The 24422-nt window shown below is 48.0% G+C and carries 18 protein-coding genes; 3 read left to right on the top strand and 15 right to left on the bottom strand.

Annotated elements, in window-relative coordinates; all coding sequences use genetic code 11:
- Positions 1–52 precede the first annotated feature (52 nt).
- A complete protein-coding gene (locus EL633_RS31880; protein ID WP_126631247.1) occupies positions 53–889 on the bottom strand; it encodes an EamA family transporter in 837 nt (278 codons plus the stop codon).
- Between the two features lie 205 nt (positions 890–1094).
- Positions 1095–2000, bottom strand: a complete 906-nt coding sequence (locus EL633_RS31875) for an aldo/keto reductase (RefSeq protein WP_126631246.1) — start codon at positions 1998–2000, stop codon at positions 1095–1097.
- Positions 2001–2187: 187 nt separating this feature from the next.
- Here EL633_RS31875 and EL633_RS31870 point away from each other — a divergent pair, with 187 nt between their 5' ends.
- Positions 2188–2664: a MarR family winged helix-turn-helix transcriptional regulator gene (locus tag EL633_RS31870; RefSeq protein WP_161982622.1), complete on the top strand. Its 477-nt coding sequence runs from the start codon at positions 2188–2190 to the stop codon at positions 2662–2664.
- A gap of 267 nt (positions 2665–2931) precedes the next feature.
- On the opposite strand, the gene EL633_RS31865 is transcribed toward EL633_RS31870, so the two are convergent.
- Positions 2932–3687 carry a DUF4253 domain-containing protein gene (locus EL633_RS31865; RefSeq protein ID WP_161982621.1) on the bottom strand — a complete coding sequence of 252 codons (756 nt, stop codon included), beginning with the start codon at positions 3685–3687 and terminating at the stop codon, positions 2932–2934.
- Between the two features lie 140 nt (positions 3688–3827).
- Positions 3828–4427 carry a hypothetical protein gene (locus EL633_RS31860; protein WP_126631243.1) on the bottom strand — a complete coding sequence of 200 codons (600 nt, stop codon included), beginning with the start codon at positions 4425–4427 and terminating at the stop codon, positions 3828–3830.
- 194 nt (positions 4428–4621) lie between these two features.
- Between EL633_RS31860 and EL633_RS31855 the strand changes: the two genes are divergently transcribed.
- Positions 4622–5383, top strand: a complete 762-nt coding sequence (locus EL633_RS31855; RefSeq protein WP_126631242.1) for a pentapeptide repeat-containing protein — start codon at positions 4622–4624, stop codon at positions 5381–5383.
- 29 nt (positions 5384–5412) lie between these two features.
- Here EL633_RS31855 and EL633_RS31850 read toward each other — a convergent pair whose 3' ends face one another.
- Entirely contained in the window at positions 5413–5748 is a 336-nt protein-coding gene (locus EL633_RS31850) for an immunity protein CdiI family protein (protein ID WP_126631241.1), read from the bottom strand.
- 320 nt (positions 5749–6068) lie between these two features.
- Here EL633_RS31850 and EL633_RS37965 point away from each other — a divergent pair, with 320 nt between their 5' ends.
- Positions 6069–8732, top strand: coding sequence for a LuxR C-terminal-related transcriptional regulator (locus EL633_RS37965; protein WP_126631240.1), 2664 nt, complete (start codon positions 6069–6071; stop codon positions 8730–8732).
- A 550-nt stretch (positions 8733–9282) separates the two neighbouring features.
- On the opposite strand, the gene EL633_RS31840 is transcribed toward EL633_RS37965, so the two are convergent.
- The 10 genes from EL633_RS31840 to EL633_RS31800 all read right to left on the bottom strand — a co-directional run bounded on the left by EL633_RS31840 (position 9283) and on the right by EL633_RS31800 (position 24393).
- Positions 9283–10605, bottom strand: a complete 1323-nt coding sequence (locus EL633_RS31840) for an acyltransferase family protein (RefSeq protein ID WP_126631239.1) — start codon at positions 10603–10605, stop codon at positions 9283–9285.
- Between the two features lie 327 nt (positions 10606–10932).
- Positions 10933–12717, bottom strand: coding sequence for a HEAT repeat domain-containing protein (locus EL633_RS31835; RefSeq protein ID WP_126631238.1), 1785 nt, complete (start codon positions 12715–12717; stop codon positions 10933–10935).
- Between the two features lie 76 nt (positions 12718–12793).
- Positions 12794–13330 carry a hypothetical protein gene (locus EL633_RS31830; RefSeq protein ID WP_126631237.1) on the bottom strand — a complete coding sequence of 179 codons (537 nt, stop codon included), beginning with the start codon at positions 13328–13330 and terminating at the stop codon, positions 12794–12796.
- Positions 13331–13411: 81 nt separating this feature from the next.
- Positions 13412–13579 (bottom strand): hypothetical protein, encoded by a 168-nt coding sequence (locus tag EL633_RS36830; protein ID WP_161982620.1) that lies wholly within the window; start codon positions 13577–13579, stop codon positions 13412–13414.
- Positions 13580–13700: 121 nt separating this feature from the next.
- Positions 13701–14459, bottom strand: a complete 759-nt coding sequence (locus tag EL633_RS31825; protein WP_126631236.1) for a hypothetical protein — start codon at positions 14457–14459, stop codon at positions 13701–13703.
- A complete protein-coding gene (locus EL633_RS31820) occupies positions 14459–15019 on the bottom strand; it encodes a hypothetical protein (protein ID WP_126631235.1) in 561 nt (186 codons plus the stop codon). The genes EL633_RS31825 and EL633_RS31820 overlap by 1 nt, the downstream gene beginning before the upstream one ends.
- 63 nt (positions 15020–15082) lie before the next feature.
- Positions 15083–16498, bottom strand: a complete 1416-nt coding sequence (locus EL633_RS31815) for a hypothetical protein (RefSeq protein ID WP_126631234.1) — start codon at positions 16496–16498, stop codon at positions 15083–15085.
- A 172-nt stretch (positions 16499–16670) separates the two neighbouring features.
- Positions 16671–17909, bottom strand: a complete 1239-nt coding sequence (locus EL633_RS31810) for an FAD-dependent oxidoreductase (protein ID WP_126631233.1) — start codon at positions 17907–17909, stop codon at positions 16671–16673.
- A gap of 362 nt (positions 17910–18271) precedes the next feature.
- On the bottom strand, positions 18272–22696 hold the full coding sequence (locus EL633_RS31805; protein WP_126631232.1) for a CHAT domain-containing protein: 4425 nt from the start codon (positions 22694–22696) through the stop codon (positions 18272–18274).
- A gap of 20 nt (positions 22697–22716) precedes the next feature.
- A complete protein-coding gene (locus EL633_RS31800; RefSeq protein WP_126631231.1) occupies positions 22717–24393 on the bottom strand; it encodes an Hsp70 family protein in 1677 nt (558 codons plus the stop codon).
- Positions 24394–24422: the final 29 nt, after the last annotated feature.

Here is a 24422-nt window from a genome sequence, read left to right as displayed (position 1 = left end):
TGATCTTTTTTATCCCGGGAAGATACATACTTCTTTGCTATCTAAAAAAGAATCAAACGCTTACCAGTAAAACACCCGTCAGGATCACGCCCACCCCGACCCACTGCCAGATCATCAACCGCTCATTGAGGAACATCCACGCGAGCAAAATAGTGATAGCGCTGTACAATGAGGTCAGTGCGGTCGTGATCGTTGTGTACGTCTGCCCGACTCCGAGGTTGAACGAGAGCAATGCGCCTGAATCAAGGATAGCAGCGACGAGCAGCAGAGGAGCCATTGGCCATACCATTCCCAATTTGAAAGGCCCACGCACACGAAGAACGAGCAACGCACAGAACAGTTGTACGAGTCGTGTCACCCATACCGGCCACAGTACTCCAAGCGTTGGCGTAATGCGGTTGAGTGCCCAAAAGTACACCCCAAAGCAGATGGTAACGCCTACCGCTTCTGGAAGTCCAGCCAGTGAAGAGGGACCCAAGACTCCTCGTGCGCGAGCAACGACAATCACTCCTAAAACAAGCAACACCGTTCCCACAAGGGTGAGGACGGGTGGCCGCTCTCCTGTCAAGAGAGCAAGCACGGCAGTAACGACTGCGAACCCGGATGCAATTGGGGAGACGAGTGAGAGCGTCCCAACGGCAAAAGCGCGATACAGTAGGAGTGTTCCAACAAAGTTGATGATACTGATGCCACCCATGAATGCCCAGATTCCAAAGGACCGAGGAGGAGCCTGCTGTGTAAAAGCAAGCACTCCTCCAACAACGAGGACGCCAAACAATTGAATGGCAAAAAGTGCCTGAAGTACGCCGATACGTCGGGTAGCCTGAGTCACGACAAAGTCCGCCAGGCCAAAGCAGATTGCTGCTAGTAGTCCGAAAAGAATCCCCATATCATGCCTTTCTTTTCTCTCGGCCTCGATCGGAAGACATATCTATCTGCTTGTATGAAGTAAGCAAAGCAACAAAATACGCGTGTAGAAGCCTTTCGCATGGATCTTTTCCGAGTTGGTAACCCACCGCAATCTTGTCCTTTCAACGCATAGCAAGCTATCATCATTTTTTACAAAGAAGCGGCAGGACGAGGGCAGAGGCGCCTCAGCTCCCAGAAACGTTTAGCTCTGCCGTTACTGCGATGAGGTCTTCTGCTGTCAGATGCAGGCGTGCTGCGGCAACGTTTTCTTCTAAATGCGTGACTGAGGATGTACCAGGAATCGGAAGGATAACTGGTGAGCGAGCAAGAAGCCAGGCCAGGGAAAGTTGGGCTGGTGTCGCTTGATAGTGTCGTGCCAGACTTGCAAGAGATCCATCCGTCTGTGCGAGTTTCCCCTTGCCAAGAGGCAAAAAAGGTAGAAAAGCGATCTGCTGTTGCGTACACCAATCAACGATCTGCTCTGAACTGCGATCAGTAAGATTGTAGAGATTTTCAACGCTAGCAATAGGGATGACAGCGTGTGCCTCTTTGAGCAAGGCAAGGGTTACATTACTCAGACCAATATGACGAATTTTTCCCTCGCGTTGTAGAGCTTGCAACGCTCCAAGCGACTCCATGAACGGGACGTCGGTACTGCCACCATAACGGAAATGCACAATATCCAGTTGTTCTAATTTCAGATGACGAAGATTCTCTTCACACGCGAGGCGAAGACGCTCCGGATGTGGGTCTGGCTGAAAGCTCCGATCCTCTCCACGTCTGAAACCGATCTTGGTTGCCAGCACGAGATTCTTAGGATAGGGATACAATGCCTCAACAATGAAGCGATTCGCAACCTGTGGACCATAATAGTCGGAAGTATCAATGAAATTCACGCCTACATCGATTGCTCTCCTGAGTACAATTCGCACGTGTGCTGGATCGGCTGGTTCGCCCCATGAGCCTGCACCCGGAATCTGCATCGTCCCAAAGCCCATACGATGAACCACAAGATCTCCGCCAATCGTAATGCTTCCTGCTGCCGCTGCTGGCAATGATTCAAAGAATTGAGACGCGGAATTTACGGTCATCTTCTTGTCCTCTTTCTATCTTTTTGTGTTTTCTTCATGCTGAAAGAGAGCTGAACAGTTATGCTCACTTTCTATCCTTCAAGTCGTTGCATAGAGTATAGTTGTATATGCAACAATGAGAGCATACCATAAACTTGTTGTGTGTGCAATACTTGCACACACAACAAGTTTATGGTATGCTTGGAGCATGACGGAGACATTAAACCGAACACAATTGAAGGCCTGGCGAACATTCATTACCGCTCACGCAACGGTAATTGATCTCATCGAACGCAATTTAGCTGAAGCGAAGCAGCTACCGCTTTCATCCTACGATGTGTTGCTGGCACTTGTTGAAGCGCCCAACCGTCGTCTACGCATGAATGAACTCGCGCACGCTGTCGTGCTTAGTCGCAGTGGCCTGACACGTCTTGTAGATCGTTTAGAACAAGAAGGATTTCTCAAACGCGACCGCACCGGGCCAGATCGACGAGCAACCTATGCAGTTCTCACGCTCAAAGGGTTTCGGGCCTTTCGGCAGGCGTGGCCAATCTACGCGCAAGGAATCGAGAAGCATTTCGCTCAGCATCTAACAGAACAGGAAATGTCTATGCTCACCCAGATGCTTGGACGCGTGTTGGCCGCAGCAGAAAAACCATCGTTCCCCCTCTCTTCAGAATCCTAAAAAGAGGATACTTCTCATATAGCAACCAAATAAGGTCATCAATCAGGCATCTTCCTGATTGATGACCTTATTTTTCAGTAAGACAGCGCTCAGTCTTAACTATCCTCAGATTTTTTTCACAGGATAGTCACAACAAATTGTTGTCAGCAGATGTCCCGAATCTGTAAAGGTAAATATGATGCGTGTTCCCATTTTCAAAAAATAACGAAACAGAAGAGAAACAATGCTATCAAAGCATCAGATACCGATATTCCATCATCTATCCTGCTAATCCCACCAAAACCACCACACCTGACCATTTAATAATACCTTTGCTAGAGCTTGAATACTTCTCATACGCTGGTCAATCAGATCCGGACAAAAGACGTATTGTTCTTTTGCTAAGTCAAGCGCTTCTTCCCATCTAGTTGGAGGACGTAAAACCCGCAGTTCCATGGCACCGGAAACCATACTCACAACCTCAGCTCCCCAGCGCTCGTTCCAATATTTGAGCATAGCAACTTGAACAGCGAGTGATGGATCCCATTCATTCATTGTCACGGGCAGATACGCTGGTACTTCCCAGCAATTGAGTGTAGGAACAAGTGCAATGGGCGCCCATGAAGGATTTGTAAAGGAAAATCTACCAAGATGAAGGCTCAATGAAAAATGGTCATCGGAATAATCCACATAGTCACTGCTCTTGCCTTCATCAATAATCGTATGATAACGTCCCTTATGGTAGTATTCCTGTTGTAACCATTCCTGCTCCAGCCATGCAGAAATGTCAAAACGCGACGTTTCCTCAAGGAGAGTTACAACTCTATCATTTTGCCATGGAGGTATCCTAAAATTATCCCACCCGATTACTGGCCAATATCCAGTGTTTGAAACGAGATTGCGTAATATTTCCCAGTGGGCAAGAAGTTGAGAAGCGGGAGTACGAAGAAGATAAGTTATATTTTCTTCTCCCCGTTGGTATCCTGGAATATCCAGTGAAGATTGTTCAAAAGAAGCGTATTGAAGTATTTCTTCTATCTCCATATATTCTCCTCCTAGAGCAAGATGAATGACAAGATTCCTCCAACGCATCATCATTATACGAACAAAGTAGAGAATAATAGAGATTGTTGTAGAAACTCCCTCAATCTTGTCTAGTTAAGGAAGTTCGTAATATTATAGATTCACTTTACATTATAATCAGAGGCATATCCTAAGATATAATCTGGTCCAAAATGACGACGGATAATTGGCTGAATTACAGGCTCTAACCGTTGATCAATGTCTCCCGTAGTTGTATAAAAGACCAAAAATTGAGAAAGCGTGTCTTGGAATGATGATGCAAGTGCACCATATTCAATCAAATATGGCTTTGTCAATGAAAAAAGCATTACTCCAGACCAGGAACGCTTATAGTTTAAAGGATGAACCCCATCAACGGGAAAGCCAAAAAATATACATATATTCTCGGTTTCAAAAGAGAGATGCTGAAGGACCTCGACAAAACTACTTTCATTATTACCGTTATAACGCAACGTAGTAATCACACTAAGATCTTCACAATCCTCCATTTCTTGCATAATCCATGAAGGATGAATGTCAGGAATGATATGATCATGGTAATCAAAGACTTCTGGAGAATCAAGCACATCTCCCACAAATATAGTGAACGGGTATGTTACAAGAACTTCGCTAATTAAATCACCAATGAGCAGGTTCATTTGCTCAGTGTTTAACCGCTTTTCCGGTCTAGACGCTCCAATAAAATCACAAATAATACTCATATTTCCTCCATCTCTCTTTATCTATAATTAGATCTCTTTTGAAGTAAGTATTTTTCATCTCCAGTTTACAAATTCTTCATCAAAAATCATTCCATCATACAACGCATCATCGCATTTGAGAACTTGACATCAGAAGAAAAAAGCAAATATATAATAGAGCATTCAAAATAAAAAGGGAAGAAAGATTATAGCATATGGCAAATGAGCAGCACGTAAAGATTATAAAAACTGGAGACGAGGGCTGGACCTGGGACAAGTGGAGACGAGAAAATCCCACTATTCAGCCTGATTTAAGCGGTGCGGATCTTTTCGGCCTCGCACTCAACGCAGTAAATTTTTATCGCGCAAACATGCATAGCGCTATGATGTCCTCCTGCGCTGTAACAAGCGCAGATTTTCGTGAAGCAGATCTGATAGATGCCAATCTCAGCGAAGCTCTTCTTATTAAAGCTAAATTATCTCACGCAAAGCTACACCGCGCTGATTTGGTAGGAGCAGACTGTAGTGCGGCGGATCTCAATTATACGGAATTGCAGGGAATAAGAGCTATTAGTTCTGTTTTTAATCACGCGAATTTGAGTAACGCTAATCTAAAAGATGCTGATTTCAGGCTGGCAGAATGTAATAGTGGAGACTGGCAACACGCTGATCTTAGAAACGGAATTTTAGCCAGTGCTTCTTGTGCTAAAACAAATTTTAGCTACGCCAATTTAAGAAGTGCTAATTTAAGGTGGGCCGATTTACGAAATACTATCTTCGCTGGTGCCGATTTACGAGGTGCTGATTTACGCAACGCTATTTTAGTTGGGGCCGATTTACGAGGGGCCGATTTACGCAACGCTATTTTAACTGGAGCTGATCTGATAAATGCCAATCTCCTTGGAGCAAAACTGGAAGGGGTAGATCTCTTTAGTGCTAAAATCGAAGGGGTCAATTTATTGGAAACGGAACAATGATGTCAGGGATGCACACTACACCAATCGCGTCAGTTCTTCAGATCTAAATTCTCTTCCAACTGCTCGGGCGAATCGCATAATTTCCCTGACATATCATCAAAATAATACACCTCATAATGAGGAGCTAGTTCTTGTTTGACTTTTTTCCATAGGTGAATCCCATCTCGTCTCCATGCTAATTCTGCTTCTGGAGTCTCAAAGCTCGACGCGATGGGATTTTCCATATTCAGGATCCGATCATAACGATCGGCCCAAGCATATAATAAATGAACCGTCTCTTGTTGCAACGGTAACGCTTCTGGTTCAATAGGTCCACTGACAGTATCCATGGGCCAAAAAGGCGGGCAGAAATAATCTGCCATCATCTTTATTCTTCGCTTGCGCATTAATTTACTCCAAATGCAAAAAAACTGTACATCCACAAAGAATTTATACCTATATTCCTTCTATGGCACTTGATACTCAGCAACACTGCGCCCAAACGCCCAGGCACATGCCTGACCATTGCGTGTACAAAAAAAGATCGCTCTGTAGCAGCGTATTGTCTATCAACAATGATCGTCGTAGGATATAATGACTGTACCAGGAAAGCGTTTTTTCTGTGTACAATGAAAAATAGCACTACGCGCCATTCTGGGAGCAACATAGATAAAAGTCAATCTTTAAAAGAAACAGGAGCGTAAGGATGCAGTATGTATTAACCCCCCCGACTTCTTTTCTTGGTCGCTCACAGGAAATCGCTGAGATTGGATTATTGCTGGCTGATCCATCGTGTCGCTTATTGACATTGGTAGGACCTGGAGGAATCGGTAAAACACGACTGGCAATGGAGGTCTCTTCCCACCATCAGGCATTATTTCCCGATGGCATTTTTTTTGTGCCACTTGCCCCACTAAGCCGGCCTGAGGAGTTACTGGCGGCTATTATTGAAGCTATGCCCTTTCATTTCCAGGAAGATCAACGCAATCCACATGAACAATTTTTTGTCTATTTACGTGAGAAACAGATGGCGCGTATACTGCTGATACTAGATAATTTTGAGCATCTTCTAGATGGCGTGGACATCGTTTTTGACATTTTGGCGGCTACCACTGGGATAAAAATCCTCGTCACCTCACGTGAGACACTCAATGTGCAAGAAGAATGGGTGCGACAGGTCTCTGGTCTGGCGTATCCTGAGCCTGGAGAGGACATACAGGGTAAGGATTATAGCGCCATACACCTTTTTCTGGACCGCGCTCGCCAGATTGGCGGCAACTTCGATCTGGAGAAAGATTGGCAGAGCATGGTGGAAATTTGCCGGCTGGTTGAAGGCATGCCTCTGGCTATTGAATTAGCTGCTGGCTGGCTCAAAACACTCCAACCTGCCGATATCGCGCGAGAAATTCAATATAATCTGGATCTGCTGGTGACGCGCTCACGCAACCTGCCCGCACGGCATCGCAGTATCCGATCTGTATTCAGCCATTCCTGGCACTTGATGAATGATGACGAACACGCGGCCTTCCAGAAAGTGTCTGTCTTTCGTGGTGGCTTTACACGTGAAGCGGCAGAAGCCGTAGCCGGAGCAACTTTGCCAATTCTGGCCAGGCTGATCGATCAATCGCTGCTTCGCCTCAACGCAAAGGGATACTACGAGGTCCATGAATTATTGCGCCAATATGGCGCGGAACAACTAGATGATACGGGTCAGGCAGAGGTCGTCCAGAGGGCATTCATCGATTACTATCTTGGTTTGCTGCACCGTCTTGAGCATGATATTAAAACGCAGGCGCAAATCGCCGCCCTGGATACCATCGCAAGTAACTTTGAGAACGTGCGTTATGCCTGGAAGCTGGCCATACAGCAAAAACATTTTGTCGCGCTCCATCAAGCCACTGAAAGTCTACACTGTTTCGCTGATATGCGTGGACACTATCATGACATCGTAGCCCTACTACAGGAGGCGATTGAGCGCTTCCCCCCATCTTCGACACAGTCACAACAGTTCATACGCTGCTGTATCCAGGTGCGCCTTGCTCGTCTGGTCTTGTTAGGCAATCTCCATATTACAGAAGATCTGTACACCCAGGTCAATGCCTGCCTGGCCATGGCCTACACCCAACAAGATCAGGCAGAGATCGGCTTCTGCAAACTGGTCTTAGGTATTCTCATTGTCAATGACGCTGAAAAGAGAGGTTCAAAGACCTATGCCCAGGCAACCACCCTCTTTCGGGAAAGTTACAATATATTCATAGCACTCAATGATCCCTTTTATGAAGCTGAAGTACTGGCCTGGTTATCCTGCGCAGAGGACCCGGTGGGAGAAAACTCCTTGAGCCTGCAGCTAATCAGACGAAGCCTTGATCTGAGACGTCAGATAGGGGATCGCAATGGCATTGCCTGGATTACCCTCAATCTAACCAATATCATGCTCGCACAAATAGACTATCCCGCGTATGAGCAATACGCCCGAGACTCCCTCGCGCTGATGAACGAAATTGGCAACGTGAAAGGGAGCCTGCAGGCCATGTTTAAATTGGCTCAGGCAACACTCTTAAAAGGGGAACTGGAAGAAGCGTGGGAATTAGCCACGAACATGCAAGCCCTGGCCAATAAGGTTCACAACCTCAATGGTATCACCTTAGCTACTGACATACTGGCATTTCTACGCTGCGTCATGGACGAAGCGTATACAGAAGGAGCAAAGCTAATCCAGACAAGTCAGAGTATCGCGCCAGAGCCATTCTTCGGCAGTTCCTATGATATGGGTACCCGCTGGGGACAGGCAATGGCAGCCTGTGGTCAGGGACAGTATGTAACCGCGCGCCAGCACTACACCACACTCTTTTGGGAGCGGTATAACGATCCCGGTCCAGCCACCATCTGCCTGGCCCTAGAAGCAGTCGCGCAAGCTGATGAGGAAAAGCTGGAACACGCGACTGAATTGCTCGGGCTCGCCTTTCATCAATCCGAGCAGGTCAGCGGATGGCTACGACGTTGGTCGCTGATCACACGCCTGCGCGCCGAACTAAAGCGCCAGTTAGGTGAAGATAGATACCACACCGCCTGGGAACAAGGCAAACAGCGTGATCTGGCCACAATTATCCGTTCCCTCCTGGGTGAAAGCGACAACGCATCCCCGCCACTCCTACAGCAAGGACTGCTAGAGCCGTTAAGCGCACGCGAATTAGAAATACTAGGCTTAATAGAAGAGGGACTTTCCAACCGCGAGATTGCCCGCCGCCTGGTCCTTTCAGTTGGGACAGTCAAGGTGCATACCCGCAACATTTATGGCAAACTCGGTGTGGGCAGTCGCACACAGGCTCTCGCGCAAGCCACCAGATACAATCTATTGAAAAGCTTTTAACAAGTTGAGCAGCTCTGCTCAACTTGTTATCTTCCTGCTATTTTGACAAAGATCGCGGCAGCCTCTCTTCCTATAACCACACTACCACCAGCTACACGATCAGATTACCACTTTTGGTAGATCACACTACCACCGCTCGTCAGCTATGCTTAGCACATCATCAATGAAGTAAACGACTCAGAGATGAAAAGAAGATCTGATCAACAAAGTTATTCAACCAGACAAAGAGAGGTTTTGCATTATGTATCCTGTTTCTTACATTGGCTTGATGGAGATTCATAACCAGACAATCCAGGAAGCGCTGGACCAACAGCGTCCTTCTTTAGAACCAGAAACACCCAAAAGAAGGGGATTTCACACGTTCAAGATACTCCTGCTTCTTTTCATTCATCCAGGCTTGATGCTACTACGTCGAATATAAATCAAGGAGGATACTGAGCAACTTGCACTTTAGCTGAATCAATTCATCTACGACTCCGTCGTCTCTTATCTCGAACGAAAAAGATAGTAAGGGATCACACCAATTTTGTCACGCAATCGACTCATTTAATTAATAAAATGATTGCGCTTGCTCACGGGCGCGCTGGCGTGCCTCGATCGATCGGCGCCAGCGATCTCCCAGTTGTATGCCGGGCCGCTCTATCAGCAGGTAGAAGAGGATGCAGAAGGGGATGATGCCCACGCAAACCAAGATCCAATAGAGGAGGTAGACGAGATAGTGGTTGAAGTGAGAAAAAAACGGCTGCTGTACATGGATCTGAAAGAAGACTATCAACGGCACGTGCCAGATGTAGAGACTGAACGAGATCAAACCCAGCCTGCGCAACGGTTGCCAGTTAAAAGGACGCCGCAGGGCCACCGGCCCAAAGAGGATAGCGAAGATGCACATTCCATAGCCGACGGCAAGCAGCATCTCGCTCAACCAGTTAAAATAGGGCATGATAACGTTAAGAAACGGCCAGGCCGGGGTTTTGGGATCAGATTGAAAATGCCAGATAGATGAGAAGAGCAGGATACCTAATCCTGCTCCCCCCAGCCAGGGGCTCAGACGGCGCAGTCTGTGCTCGAAAGGCCACGACTGGGGTCCCAGCTGTACATACACATAGAGCAAGGAGCACAGCATGCCGACGGCGAAATCTTCGATATATTTGCCTGACTGCCCATACACGAAGAAAAGCACAACATTAATGGCGACACGCGGTAACAGGAACGTGGCTGTTGGATGACCCCAAAAATAGGAGCCGACAAAGCGTATAATCAAGCCTCCCACGATGATCCCACCCAGACTGACCATCACTGCCCGTAGCCGATGGGCGATTGGTACGCATCTGAGCAACAGTGACATGCCCAGAGTCAACCATGGTAGCACCAGATAGAATTGCCACTCAACAGCCAGGGTCCAGTACGGGCCATTAAGGGCGCGGAATGTTGAGTGCGCCGAGTCCATAAACAGCGTCAGGAACAAGAACAGATCAATGCGATGGTCCGGCTGGAGATACGATGGCGCGCTCAAGGCAATGAGCAGGAAGAGCGAGACATAGTAAGCAGGCAGAATACGTAGCGCACGCCGTAGGTAGAATGTACGCGCCAGAGGCCAACGTGCGCGCGTCAGCAGTGCCTTCGCATAGGGCAAGAACAGCAAGAAGCCAGAGAGGACAAAGAACAACGTCACGCCAGTCCCTCCGGCTGTCGCGATCGACGACGCCAGCGGATAGGCATGCCAGTCCCACAGATTATCGCCAGTGGTGCGATTAATATGGAAGATCAACACAAAGAGAATAGCGCATCCCCTTATCCCATCGAGCGCTGGAATCGTCTTTTGTGGTCGTGCTTGTGGCCGCACCTCCAATGCTTCCTCCCGTAACGAGCCCACGGCTGCCTACCTCCTCATGTGTTAATAGTGATCTTTATTATACACATATATGCGCATAATCACAGACAGGTAGACAGGTCGCGATCAGCCGTAGACAGAGTCTGTCGAGAAGAAGATAGCGTCCCTCGCCGTACGTTCGCTTGCTAGGCGCGGGACGCGAAGTTGAAGATATTCTGGAACCAGGATCGCTTTTGTTTCGCGTCAGCGTTAAAGACGCCTCCACGGGCCGAGAAGGCGGACAGAAATAATCTGTCATCATCTTTATTCTTTGTTTGTGCATTGCATCATCCTGAATGAACATCCCTACTTCATTACATCTAGCAAAACTTACTGGTGATGGTCATTCGTAGCGGTGGCTGGCACCAGGGTTTCGAGCACTCTACATGCGACATGGCGCACGCTTGCTGATTCGGGATCATCCAGGAGGCGTTGTAGCTTCTCAAGTGCTGGCTCAAAAACATGCGGTGCCATCTGACCCAGTCCATAGATAGCCCACATACGAACTTCCCAATGAGGAGCATCCAGGGCGTGCTCAAACCAGGCAAGAAGGGTTGGGTGGGGATGGCGCAGTGCTGCCAGCGCCTGGGCTATCAGAATTTCTTGCAGTGGCTTCAGCAGAGGCCCTACCTCTCCAGTACAGAGCGTTTCTACGAGCTCTGGCACCAGTTCTGACAGCAGCTCTGGATGGGTCTTGTAGAGTACTGATGCTACACTCTGACACACTGATATATCGCTCGTATTCAGTGCAGCAAGTAATGCTTCTGCAGGAGCTTGCTTGCCTAATTCCCCAAGAGCCGCAGCGGCACTATTGGCCCTGTCTCTTGTGCGAAGATTTGCAACGAGGATATCTATCCCCTCTTGCCTTCCTCGCTTTGCAATGATACTGGCGATCTCTACGTTGTCTTCTTCAAGGAATGGCAGCAACCTGTCTACTGGCACGCGTGTCTCGAAATAAGACAATAATTCCGCTGCACTTCTACGTGTCTCTACATCCTCAGCTTCAAGAGCGATTAACACAGGTTCGATGGGGATGGACTGGCTCAATGGAATAGCATCACCTAGCCATGCCAGTGCGCTCAGCGCCGCCCAGCGTGCCCGAGGCAAGGGAGAGGACACTAAAGTGATCAGTTCAGCAATAGGTGCATTTTTCCCTAACGATGCAATCATTCCCGCCGCCATATGGCCTACTGGCCACCACGTATCCTTGAGTAGATGCAGTAATTCTTCTATAGGAAGGTAGCTGGCGATCTCATTTCCTGCCACACCAATACCAATCGATCTGCTTAACCAGACCAGTGCATTCTCACGATCCCATTCGTGGTCAGCATGCAGCCAATCCACAATGATGGCGAGAGCCGCAGGGTCACCTCCACTGGCCAGCGCTTTCGTCGCCTCCCGGCAAATCGATGGATCAGCATCATCGAGCAGTGCACGTAGCTCAGTTCGTGGCATCCGTTCACCCGAACTGGCGAGTGCCCGGATAGCAGCCAGGCGAACGTTTGTGTCTGTATCATAAAGTGCTTCGAGCAATGGTTCAAGAGGAATTTGGTCACCCAAATTCCCAAGTGCGTCTATTGCTGCAGCTCGAATACGAGCATCATTTGCCTGCATCATGCCCATAAGTGACTCAGCAGAAAATTGCCCTTGCAGTTGACTCACCACATAGGCTGCTGCCTCACGCACGCCCTCTTCTGGAGCATCTATCGCCTCCTGCACCAGGTTAATTGTGGCGCGCGTCCCGAGCGCATAGAGAACAGCTTCACGCACTATTGGATCCGCGTCAGTGAGATGCGAAAGCCAGATCTCCGGCGGAACATACTCCCCAACATCCATGATCACCCACTGTGCAGCCGACCGGACCCGTGCATTTGGATCGTGCAGTGCCAGGAACAACGGCTCGATCGGAGTATATTCACGCCATTCGCGCAAGATATCTGCGGCTGCCATACGTAGTCGAGTGGTATCATACAGCATCATCTGGACGAGTGACGCTACCGGAAGCTGCCCTCCAGGTTCCCCAAGTTGGGAAAGCTCCTTCGCAGCCTTCCGACGTCTTTCATCGCCAGGGGAGTAAAGTGCGTGAGCCAAATGCTCAATTTGATCATGTGACAATGGCGTCTTATCCGTACTTTTTATTAATATAAATATAATAAGTTCGGAACAGTATTAGAAACCCAATTCAGATACTTCATTCAGATAAAGCATTTAAAGCCCAGGCAACACTATGACCAGCTATTCTTGCGGAGAGAACAGGTTGTGTCCAACCTGCGAGTACAACTATGAGTTTCTCTGCTATTAACGGATGTATACTTTGAATATGCCGAATATATGTTTGAACACTAGCGGCAAAAAATGATAAATTAACGGCAACGTCTTCTTGGCAATCGCGAATAACAATAAGTTCTCCAATAAAAATGTCGCTCGACCTTTTACTTTTTACAGATTGCTTTTCTTCTTTTTTCCAGCATTTAACAAACATCCAATCAGCAATACTATCCCACCCAACCGTTTGCCCTGGATAGTAGAAATAGTTTTTTGGATAACCATAAGCACGAAGGATATCATTGCCTATTTGCCATGTTTCCTGCCAATGTTGAGCTGAAAATTCTGTAACTGGCTGATTAGAGGGATGAAAAAACTCTACAATCTGTTTAGTAGTCATCGTATCTGGACAAGAAAATAGCCAATCCGTAACGTGGGGCTCCAACACTTTTCGCTTTCCCATACGGTCCCTTCCTATAATTGATAAACAACCAATGAAGTTCTGGTGCGATTTTATCCTGCACACACGCAGGAAGATCAACGATTACAGCACACTACAGATTACAAACGTCGGTAAAAAATAATTTAAGAGATTAAGATAGCGCTTCCACATTGGCCGTATATTGTAGAACACAAGAGGCTGACCGACGTTATGTTGTTCTGCCAGTTGATACATTCTCCTGGGAAATTCGACTTCCAGTCTTGATTCCATGAAGATTCTCCTCATTGCTAATCAATAATACATTTAGTTTCATAAGTAAGTCATGCACCGTTTTCGTCAGCGTTGGTAGCAATAAAATCCACAGTTACACCAAAGGTGATGGTGCCAGAAGTCATAATGAAATATATCGAAAACCTTCTCTGCCTCCAACACGTATAGGAAAAGGGGTAGAAACAAAGATAATGTGTTTATTAAGTCGAGCAAATTCTTTCCAGGTAAGCAATTTGTTATGAAAAAGCTGGGCATCCAATGAATATTCTTGTCCCTCTTCTTTTATCTGCATGAGGGGATAAATCTCACTTTCTTCATCCCAACAAAGATCAATGGAGGAATAAGAGCACAATTCACTAATAGCCAAACCCAAATAAAGAAAAGAAATTACACGCTGTTCAGTATTCTCCTTATTCGCCTTGCCAAATTGAGTATCTTCAATAGTAATATCTATCTTCCACTGATTTATATTTTCTTGTATCAGAGAGATGTCACAAACAAAATCATCTCCTTTTTCTTTCTTCTGCCAAAAACTCACAAGAGGCTTTTCGTCACTTTCATAAAGCAATTTCCAAAGCTCTTGAAAGGTGCATGCTTCGTCCTGAGAAACGTAATAGAAACCTTGCTTTTTTTGCTCTAAAGGTGATTGAAAACAAAATGATGCCTGGTGTGCACCTTCAAAAATAAGTGGCCACCAATAATTCTGTTTGACATTTGGTTTCGTCACTATAATACGAAAATAGAGAAAGTCTGACATTTTTTCTCCATAAATGCTGGCTAATACGCAACACACACCTAATTGATGATATCTACATGCTATTCTTTTTTCGCGAATATTTCTTAACCTTGTCCCGGCCAAGCCCTCAAATACATCATGCATCAATTTTCTAAAAGGTGCGGAGCATAAAGCTGAAAATATGCCTGTAAAGCGCCACCTTCCCACTCTTTTTTCGGAAGATATGATAGAAACGGCATTGTATATGATAACTTCAATAGACCATACTTATCCATCAAGAGAGAACGGCGCTCAATAACAGCTTCCTTTCTCCGCACGCCTTCAGAAAAAGAGAGAGTTCTGGATGCTGGTTCTCTTAAAACAAGGACAGCCGAAAAACGAAATGCATTATACGTTGTAATGGTGGCAATATTTTCCCATGGAGAATACATTCTATATTCTCCATTGCTATAGACAACTCCCTGAGGAGAAAATTCTATATAATCATTCCAATGCGGAAGAATTACATATGAGAAGAACGTACTCAAAATCATGAGTGACAGCCATGCAAGAAATCCAGAAATAGAAGGATGTGCAATAGTATCTACCAACAGAAATAAGACCAAACCGTCCAAGAGCAGCAAGCTTAAAATGCTTACACCCACAAAAAACCGTATCAATAAAATACGATGATATCTCCTACAATCAATTCCTTCATGTTTCACTATATTTACTCCAAATACAAAAAATAACTGCATGTTCAAAAGTAATTTATATTTGTATTCTTTCTATTGCACTTGATAAAGAACCAGTTGCTTCTTAAGATCAACACCAAGTAGTAAGAGACTATCTTGATACACGACGATCCCTTGTGGTTGCGTATCTACTGTTCCAGATCGCATCCACCAATCCGGTAAAAAGAATCCTTCCAGCCAGAGAGATTGCTTTTCCTGAAAAGTATCGCAGAAGCGTTGTGTTACACTGGTACCAGTCTCGTACTCCTCTATACACCAAAACCAGGAGAGGGCTTCCCCCGCTTTGCATTCTCTGGCGATCATAGTAGCGCGACGCATTGTAGATGAGAAAGATTGATGAATCACATGTTCTGTACCTTGAAATGGAGACCAATTCCAAAACTGCCACTGACCATCTTGCATAGTGATCCCAATAACCTGCTCATTCCATGCAAAAAAACTCGTACGCAGCCCCACACAGGTAGGATCATGGAAGAGAATGTGCCCCTGCATATCGACACAATATAATCCTCCTTGTGCTGCTTGTTGATTGTTTGAGAGATGAAATAAAGGATCGTCAGGCCCCCTTTTTGCGTCGGGATTATCCTGCATCACCAGGGCAGCAACACACGTCTTTACCCCATCAAGGATCTGAATAGGTCCATCTCCAATAACCATCGAGTAAGTCAACCATGTTGAAAGATCATTGCTAGCGTTGCGGATATCGCGTACAGGCATCTCAATGGATGGTATTATTTCCTGATGAATAAGCGTCCCGGTCGGCTCATAAGCAGCAATATGGAAACACCATTGTCCTGGCCCCATTTTGCGATAGATAGCATCAGATGTTAAAGAGTTATAGATGCACTGCAACGTAAAAAGCAAGCAACCATCATAGCCAACATAGAGTGCCCGCTGGTAATTAGTATTCATATACTGGACGGAAGGCTGCTCAATTGAAGATGTCATCCATTGTGTCCAATACGTATCAAGATCATACATGAGAGTCTGATTGAGAGTACACATAACTAAAGGAGAGTAGTCGCCGCATTGCCAAAAACCAACCAGGCTCCTTTCGATAAGCAGTTTTTCACCTGGATTTTTGGTTGTGAATACCTTGAGCCAGGGAGTATGAGGAATTTTGGGAATCATATAGATATCGACGGGTCGCCCATACACAAGTGCATCCACAGCAATATACCATGCATTTCCTGGTTGATCATAAGAAATATGTAACTGGCTGAGTAGACCGTGATAAGGTAACTTCATAGGATATTGCATAACCTCTACCTTGTTCATATCAATCACGAAAAATGAACAAAGCGCCGCATCACACTCTCCTTTCCATTCATGCTCAATCGCGACTCCAAAAAGACCATCTAAGCCTTGTTGAAATTTCGATAGTAACAATCCTCCTCGTGGAAAACGTGGGAAAGTAAAAGGAAACGTATAAATACTTCTCAATTGCATGAATTGCACTCCATTGGATCAGTACGAGGATGTACCTACCTCCTAATGTGTTAATGGTGATCTTTATTATACACATATATTCGCATAATCACAGACAGGTAGACAGGTCTCGATCAGCCGTAGACAGAGTCCGTCGAGAAGAAGATAGCGTCCCTCGCCGTACGTTCGCTTGCTAGGCGCGGGACGCGAAGTTGAAGATATTCTGGAACCAGGATCGCTTTTGTTTCGCGTCAGCGTTAAAGACGCCTCCACGGGCCGAGAAGTTGACCGCCGCGAAGCCGTCTGTGAGCATACGCGCTTCATATGCGTGGATGGCTGGCACAAGAGCCTGCTCGCCTCTGGCGACAGAGATCAGTGCCTGGCAGAGCAGGCGCGCATCCTGCAAGGCCATATTCGCACCGGAACCGCCCGCTGGACTCATCGCATGGATAGCGTCTCCTAAGAACGTAATGGAGGTGCTTTGCCAGGGCTCACAAGGAACCGCTACGCGCACCGCAATCGGAAAAATCTCGGCTGAATCGCTGGCAGCTACCAGCAAGCGCAGATCTGGATGCCAGCTTTTTATTTTCTTCGCGACTATCTGCTGCAGCTGTGCACCATCCATCTGAAACAGTTCTTGATCGGAGGCAGCGAACTGCGCTCGTGCGGCATTAAGGGACCACATGAGATAGGCTCCGCTGGTATGGAACTGAATGGCTGGTGCAAGCTCAGCGCTCGCTTCTGCCGGAGTGCGTTGAAAATCGACCAGACCCAGCGCCATATTGAACGGTTGCAGGCCAGCCACTACAGTGAAGCCATCGTGCAAAGCGCCGGGGATCAGTGGGCGCGTCGCCTCATTCAATAGCGTTTTGCCATAGATGCAGCTCATGCCTGTATCGCTGCTGGTGGCAGTCGCTAAAAACTGCTGGCGGATGCGTGAGTTGACGCCATCAGCCGCCACCAGTACATCTCCACTGGCCTCGGTCCCATCGGCAAAGTATGCGTGTACGCTACCATCCGTCTGCTGTTCATAGTGGTGAAAATCCTTATGGAAATGAAGCGCATCCTCAAGTCCATTGAGGAGGACTTCTCGCAATGTCAGGCGATCGACGGCGGCACTAAAGCTGTCTGGCTTACTGTTTCCCATTTCCAGAGAACCAATCTTCCGCATCACTTTAAGTTGTTTGTTCAGTACCGTCACATGACGACCGGGCCGCGAAGCCGTAGCTGTGAATAGCTCATATAAATTGGATGGCAGACAGGCGCGCAGCCCGCTGGCCCCACGCGTATCGATATGAATCCGATAACCCTGATGCCTGGAGATCGGCGTAGCGTCGCGCTCATAGACGGCGACACTGACACCGGCCTGCTGCAATCCATGCGCCAGGCACAATCCTCCCAGACCACCTCCAACAATCAGCACACGTAGCATGACGGTCCTCCTTCTCAACGTACAGCCCAATCAAGCATATTCTCTATTGTTCAGCTGTACGCTCTTTAAGGATAGAGACGTCAATCTACAGTATTTTTAAAATAGAAGCATCTATTTAAAGCAAAGATAACTAGTAGAGGACAGAGCGTTTCAATTATCGTGAAAGACCATCTACCCCAGAGACGGATGTTTCAGTTCTATTGATCCCGTACATGTCGCACGAATATCATGGTGGCCTCCATATCAGGCCTCACCGGCAAGGCCCACACAGGATTTAAGGGATGCTGGTCTACCAGGTCGCCCGGATAGAGGATACAGGCATACTTGACCACATTCTCGAACTCATAGTTGCCACGCCGATTTCAGCGACCAGTAACAATAAAGGCGGCCCAGAAACGGGGGTCAGCATATGGCAGGGTGTTCGGATGAATGCGGGCATGTTCAGCAGCCTGATGACGAATGGTATTGAGAACTTTTTGCTGATTTTCGCTCATGCGTTGAATAGAAAAGGTCAGGATCTGCGGCTTATAATTTGCCAGGACCTGATAGCTGGCCTCCTCACGCAGCCAGTGCTGCGCTTGCGCCAGAGCCTGCGCAGGCGTAAGCTGTAAAGATCGATTGAGAAAGAGATCGCCAAAACGGTTCATGAGCAGATAAGTTGCACGGTCATTGACCTGCCAGAGGGAGGCCACTACTCCAGATACGCCTGCTTGTAAAAAGCCACTGGCCAAACCAAGTCCTTCATCAGGTACATATTCGATATCGATGACCGAGGTTTCACAGGCGGAGAGCACCAGCAGGCGCAGGCCATGCAGGTTAACCCGGCCATCCAGAGTCTCGCGTAAAGTAAGGGTACGCTCAGCTTCTGGCAGAGCTTCATCGCCAGCAAAGATTAACTGCGAGGCCTGTGGATCATAGGGTACATATTCACCATGCAAGGCCAGGTGAGCATACCAGGCCCGCTGCAATCCCTCAATTACCTGCGGTTTAAGCGCCTGTTCACCCAATATCTCCTGCACAGCCTGGACGGCATAACCATGTTTGCGAGCCAGGGCAGCAGCCACTTCCGCTTCCGCCTCCGCATAGTGCAAGCTTTTATAGCCAACAGGCAAAGGCTGGGGATTGCCAACCACCAGGATATCTTCTTTGGTGGTTGGCAAATGGTTGTAAGAAATCCGCGCGGCCTGAGCGCTTGGTACCAGCGTAACCTCGAAAAGTTCACCAAAGTAGGCTCGCTGCTTATCAGGCAATGTCACCTGAACAGCCGGCAAAGGGAGAAGTCCTAACCGTCCATATGGAATAAGGCGCACACGGTATAGATGATGCTGTGACAACAGAAAATGGCTCAATGAGGTTAGTCCCGCCGCGCCTAGCGTGTGAATAATGGAATGGATTTTTAGCACCGTATCAGCAGATGGATTTGGATCAAACACATCCGAGATGGCTTCCAGCGAGAGGTGTGGCAGGTCTAGATGTTGAATGGAAAGCTCACCATCTGGTTGGTGGGAGACAATCAATGCCATGCCACCATGGTCAGCCATGAACGCACCACTGACCAGGTATACCAGTGCCTCGTCCTTCGTAGCCAGGGCGCTGGTAATATCTTGCAGGGTGGGAACAGGTTGCATAAATAAGGGATCATCATGTTGCTGAATAATCTGAGCCACGCTCATCAGTTCCTGCCAGGTCTCTTCTAGCTGCCGGGCCGCCAGGTCCATTTCTGCCTGGGATAAAGCTCCCTGCTGCGTTTCAAGATTGAGAGTTTGCTGACGCGTATGCCATGTTTCACGCAGGGCAAGAAAAGTCTGACGCCGCTTTTGAGCCGCCGCATCTTCAGTCGCACGCGTGGTGGTAATGGTATCCAGCGCCAACGCCAGCCGTAGTCGCTGGGCCCGTCCCTCTTCCAGGGCCACCACCGCCTCAGCATAGCGGCGCAACTTGACTAATACCTGGGCGGCATAGACGTAAATATCATGCTCCGATACCTCAGCCAGTTCCTCAAATTGATCACTACCGGAAGGAGCATTCAAGAGCGTGGTCCGTAAGACATCGCGCGCAATCAACAAGGCTTCATGGGCCGGCTCCCATTGTCCCAGGTAGGAGAAGACACGGGCACGTAAAACATACAAATTACGATAATCACGTGGATAGCTCAGACGTGTAAACACCGTCAGGGCCGCCGCTGCATCACGCAAGGCAAGCGCCGCCGCCTCAGGTTGCCCGGCTTGTAAACGCGAGAAATAGAAAAGCGCGCGATTATTGAGGGTCACAGCCCAATCAAAACGCAGGTTTTGTCGCTCATAAACCTCCAGCACAGCATCAAGATCCTCGAGCGCACCCTTATAACCGTCCGTATAATCGCCCCATATTTTGTAGAGTGCATCAGTAGTAGACCGCTCACGGCGGGCATAACTCCACTCGCGCGGATGGGCGGTTGGCGATAAAACGCTCAGAGCAGCATCAAAATCTCGTAGTGCCAATTGTATGTATTCCAAATAATGTGGCAAGAGTCGCGCCATATCCTCAACGATATTTCCTTCTCCAAGCGGTTGGAAGGCCCGCGTCACTATCTCTAATGGGCTGATCGTGTAAGAGTAGCGCTCATCCACCGCTGGCATAGCTACCTGACGATAGGCAACCCCCCGACCCACAAGTACAAGCGCCCAGGTAACGGTATGTTCTTCAGGGTTAAGGATTGTCAATGCCTGATTATGATGCTCGATCGCTCGTTCATAATTTTCACTACGCTTGCCAATCAGACGCGTAACGTATAGATTACCCAGATTAGCATGCAAAAAAGCCCACAGCGTCGGCGCAATCTCAGGCGAAAAATCGTCTACTATACGCAACATATCCTGCAGAGCACGCTCTCTATTGCGCAGCACACTCCCCTCGGCATAATCGCTATAAGCCATCGCGCGCAAAAAGATAGTGTGCGCCCATTGCATACGATTGTGCTCCGGCGTAAAAGCGCACAGCGCCTCCTCAAAATGAGCAATAGCTTGCCGCAAGGCCTGTACCCGCTCACCGCCCGGCACATAATAATAGGCCGATCCCAATGCCACATGTACGGTAGCCCAGTGCTCAGTCAACGGCTCACACTGCACATCCTGCTGCAAGACCATATTCAGATCGGCTAGCACAAGATCCAGCGAATAGTCCCGATTATGGCCCGCCAACATCGTATAAGCCAGACCACGCGCCAGCAAGGCATCATAATACATATAGGATGAAATCTGAGCTTCCTGGCAGAAAGCAATCACTTGAGTAGTATCCTCTACAACCCGAGAATTATATTTTGCGTGCTCGCCAGTAAGCTGTCCTAATTCAGCACACAGCAAACAGCGCAGGTTCAGGGTCATAGCCCAACGTTCAGGATTGCGCTCATACGTAAAAAAATGGAGCGCCTGATTCACGTCCTCTAGCGATTGTAAAAGCACTGGAACGGGTTTATCAGTTCTGCGATGCACCCTCACCTGAGCGCGGCCCACGAGCGCATAGTTCCATTCCTCAATATTGATCACAGGATCAAGCAAATGAAAGGCCTGATCAAAACTGGCCTGCAGCTCCTCACGCTTGAAATTATCTTCCAGATAGCCGAGTGCATAAAAACTGCGTAACATCTGCGCCTGTATCCACTGTACCGGAGCCTCCTCGACCGAAAAAATCGGTTCGGCTGGCAGAGCAACCGCTTCTTGATCTCCACCCGATAATGACAACATCTCAAGCATATTCTGTATTAAAGCCCAGAACTGCGGCTGCTTATCCCGATCAATATGCGGTAACAGGGCATCTACCCTGGCTTGAAGCCCCGCTTTCCCTTTAGCATCTATCGACCAATTTCCTGCTCCGGTCGCGGATAAATCCCTATAGCGCATCGCCTCAACAATGAGATCAAGATACACGTTCAATTTCTCATTGTCCACAGGTTGCCCAGTCTGAACGAGCGGAACATTCAATATCTCCTTCAACATGGGATCATCTACATGTACGCCAGGCATACCTGGAAAGATCGTAATACGGCCATCAAGGGAAAGTTGTGCCTCATCGATCACAGGTAACTTCTGATCCTCGGGCGGCCAGATGTCCTCGCGAGCATCCAACAAAAGCTGCAAGAGATAGGCATTGTAGGCATTGGCGTGTGTGGTCCCACTACCAAAGTGATTGATCAACCGATAAAGCGCGCCCACAGCAACTGGAGATAAGAGCACCGCCTGCTGTTCTTGTAAAACCTGGCGCACAGTACCATTAGTATGAGCCAGAAAGAGAGCCCTTAACGCCTGGCCAGCCTCATCCTGAGACTGCGAGAAATGCGTCCACGCCTGATCAAAACCATAAGCCAGGCTATGCAGTATCAATTCTTGATACATATCCACATGCTCGGCAACCTCTGGATGCCCATTCTCGCGCAACGAGGCGCTAATAGCGGCCAGCACCGGCGGACAGATGGGAATCAACAGTGAGGAAGTATTTTCTTCGATCAATGTACGCGCTTCTTCCCAGGAATTTACGACCAGCAAAGCATCAAAAATATGGCATAATTTTTGCACATAAGCTTCAGCAGCCTGCTCTTCCTCACTCAGAACAGGCGCTTCCTCAGTCGCATCTAGCGGTGGTTCTGATGGTGTGGGGGAGGGAGAAACAGGCTCTGCTGCCGCAGCCAGCGGGCTAGCGGCATCCGTTACCCCATGCGCATCCACAGGCGGCTGATCGCAGAAAGGACAGCGTTTACGCTCGGGAGAGCGCACAAACTTATTTCCACAGTGACTACACAGGATAATCGCCATACACGCCTGACGCTCACCTTCTATGAGATGGATACACCACTCGAACGCTGCCTGGCAGCTTGATACTGTTCGGAAGACATAACGCGATCCGTCTGAATATAAACCATCACCTGCCGATTACTCTTAGGCTCACGGGCAGTCGTGGACAGGCGTCCATCACGCTGCAAGGTAAAGGAAACCTCGATTGGAGATTGCACAGGTAAACGGGGTGGCAAATGCAGGCTCACTTTACCAACTTCCTGTCCCTTCGCTAGTTCAAAGACACGATGTTCAAATTGCGTATTCTCCACGATCTTCATCTCTACCACTTCCTGATTAGGGATAGTAGTATAAAAGGTCTTTGACTCAGTCATCGGGAGGGTATCGTTAATCATAATAATATTTGAGATAATCTCCTCATTGGTCGCAACGTCACGCACGATAACCCCGAAGCTATGACTGGTCACATTAGAGACGGTCATTTCATTGAACTTCTTCACCGTCTCAAAAGGCATACCATCATTTTTGGCCACCTCGGCCTGGGCTGTTCGTAAATCCTCAGGGATAACCGAAGAGCGAGGTTGAGGCTGTTGTGGACCCGACTTCTGTTCTCCCATTTGCTCTAGCCTCCAGGCAATCTTTTCATCCAGGAAAAGTTTGTAGCCATAGATAGCCGCCCCTCTAGCGACCGCTGTATCGGGCTCAAAAATTCTGAGCGGGATGTTAAACTCGCTGGCCAAACGCTCTGCGACCTGGGGCATACGAGTTGAGCCACCAACCAGGATGATTTGATCATAGTGTTCACAGTCACGCATACGCGCGTTATACATCGTCTCCTGTGTGAACTTGATGGTTTTCTCCAGCAAATGGGACGTTAGGAAAGCAAATTTCTCGCGTGACAGCGGTACAGAGACACGCTTCCCTTCATGGGTAACCGTCACAGTGGTATGCAAACGCGAACTCAATGTAATCTTCGCAACCTCAGCTTTACTCCAGAGATCCTGCAACGACTCGGGTGAATCGGTAGGATCAGAGTTAGAGCCGCTCAAAGCCTGCCACTGCTCAGCCAGATACACCAGTAACCCCTCATCCCAGTTACGCCCACCCAGATTATCATCCCCGCCAGTAGCTACCACAGCGATCTCACCCGCCTTAACAGTAATCACCGTGGTATCAAAAGTGCCACCGCCCAGATCATAAACCAGGATGGTTTGATCTTTCTCATTCTGCAAACCATAGGTAATAGCGGCAGCGGTCGGCTCGTTAATGATTTCACGCACCACCAGGCCCGCCAGTTCACCGGCTCGCACCGTTGCATCGCGCTGCAAAATACCGAAGTAGGCCGGGCAGGTAATAACCACATCCTTCACCGGAACATGTAGATAGCGCTCGGCGTCCAACACCAGTTTGCGCAGAATGTAGGAAGAGATTTCCTCAGCTGTATACTCGATTCTTTTATAGAAGAAGCGCCAGTCCGGCTGGCCCATGTGCCGCTTCACTTCTCTAACCACCTGATCAGGAAAGAGGACGGCGCTATTCTTGGCCTCCATACCCACGATACGCTGTTCACCCTCAAAGCGCACCACCGAAGGTAAGATGGTACCACCATCCTCCAGCGACACAATCACAGGTTTGCCATATTGATCCATATACGAAATACAGGAATAGGTAGTGCCTAGATCAATTCCAAATATGGTAGGGATATATTCAGCGGTCATGTAACTACCTCCAGCAAAGATTTTACATT

Origin of the sequence: Dictyobacter alpinus, from assembly GCF_003967575.1 — a bacterium.
Lineage (GTDB): Bacteria > Chloroflexota > Ktedonobacteria > Ktedonobacterales > Ktedonobacteraceae > Dictyobacter > Dictyobacter alpinus.
Note: the sequence above shows the minus strand (reverse complement) of the source record. Positions and strands in the feature narration are given on the sequence as shown.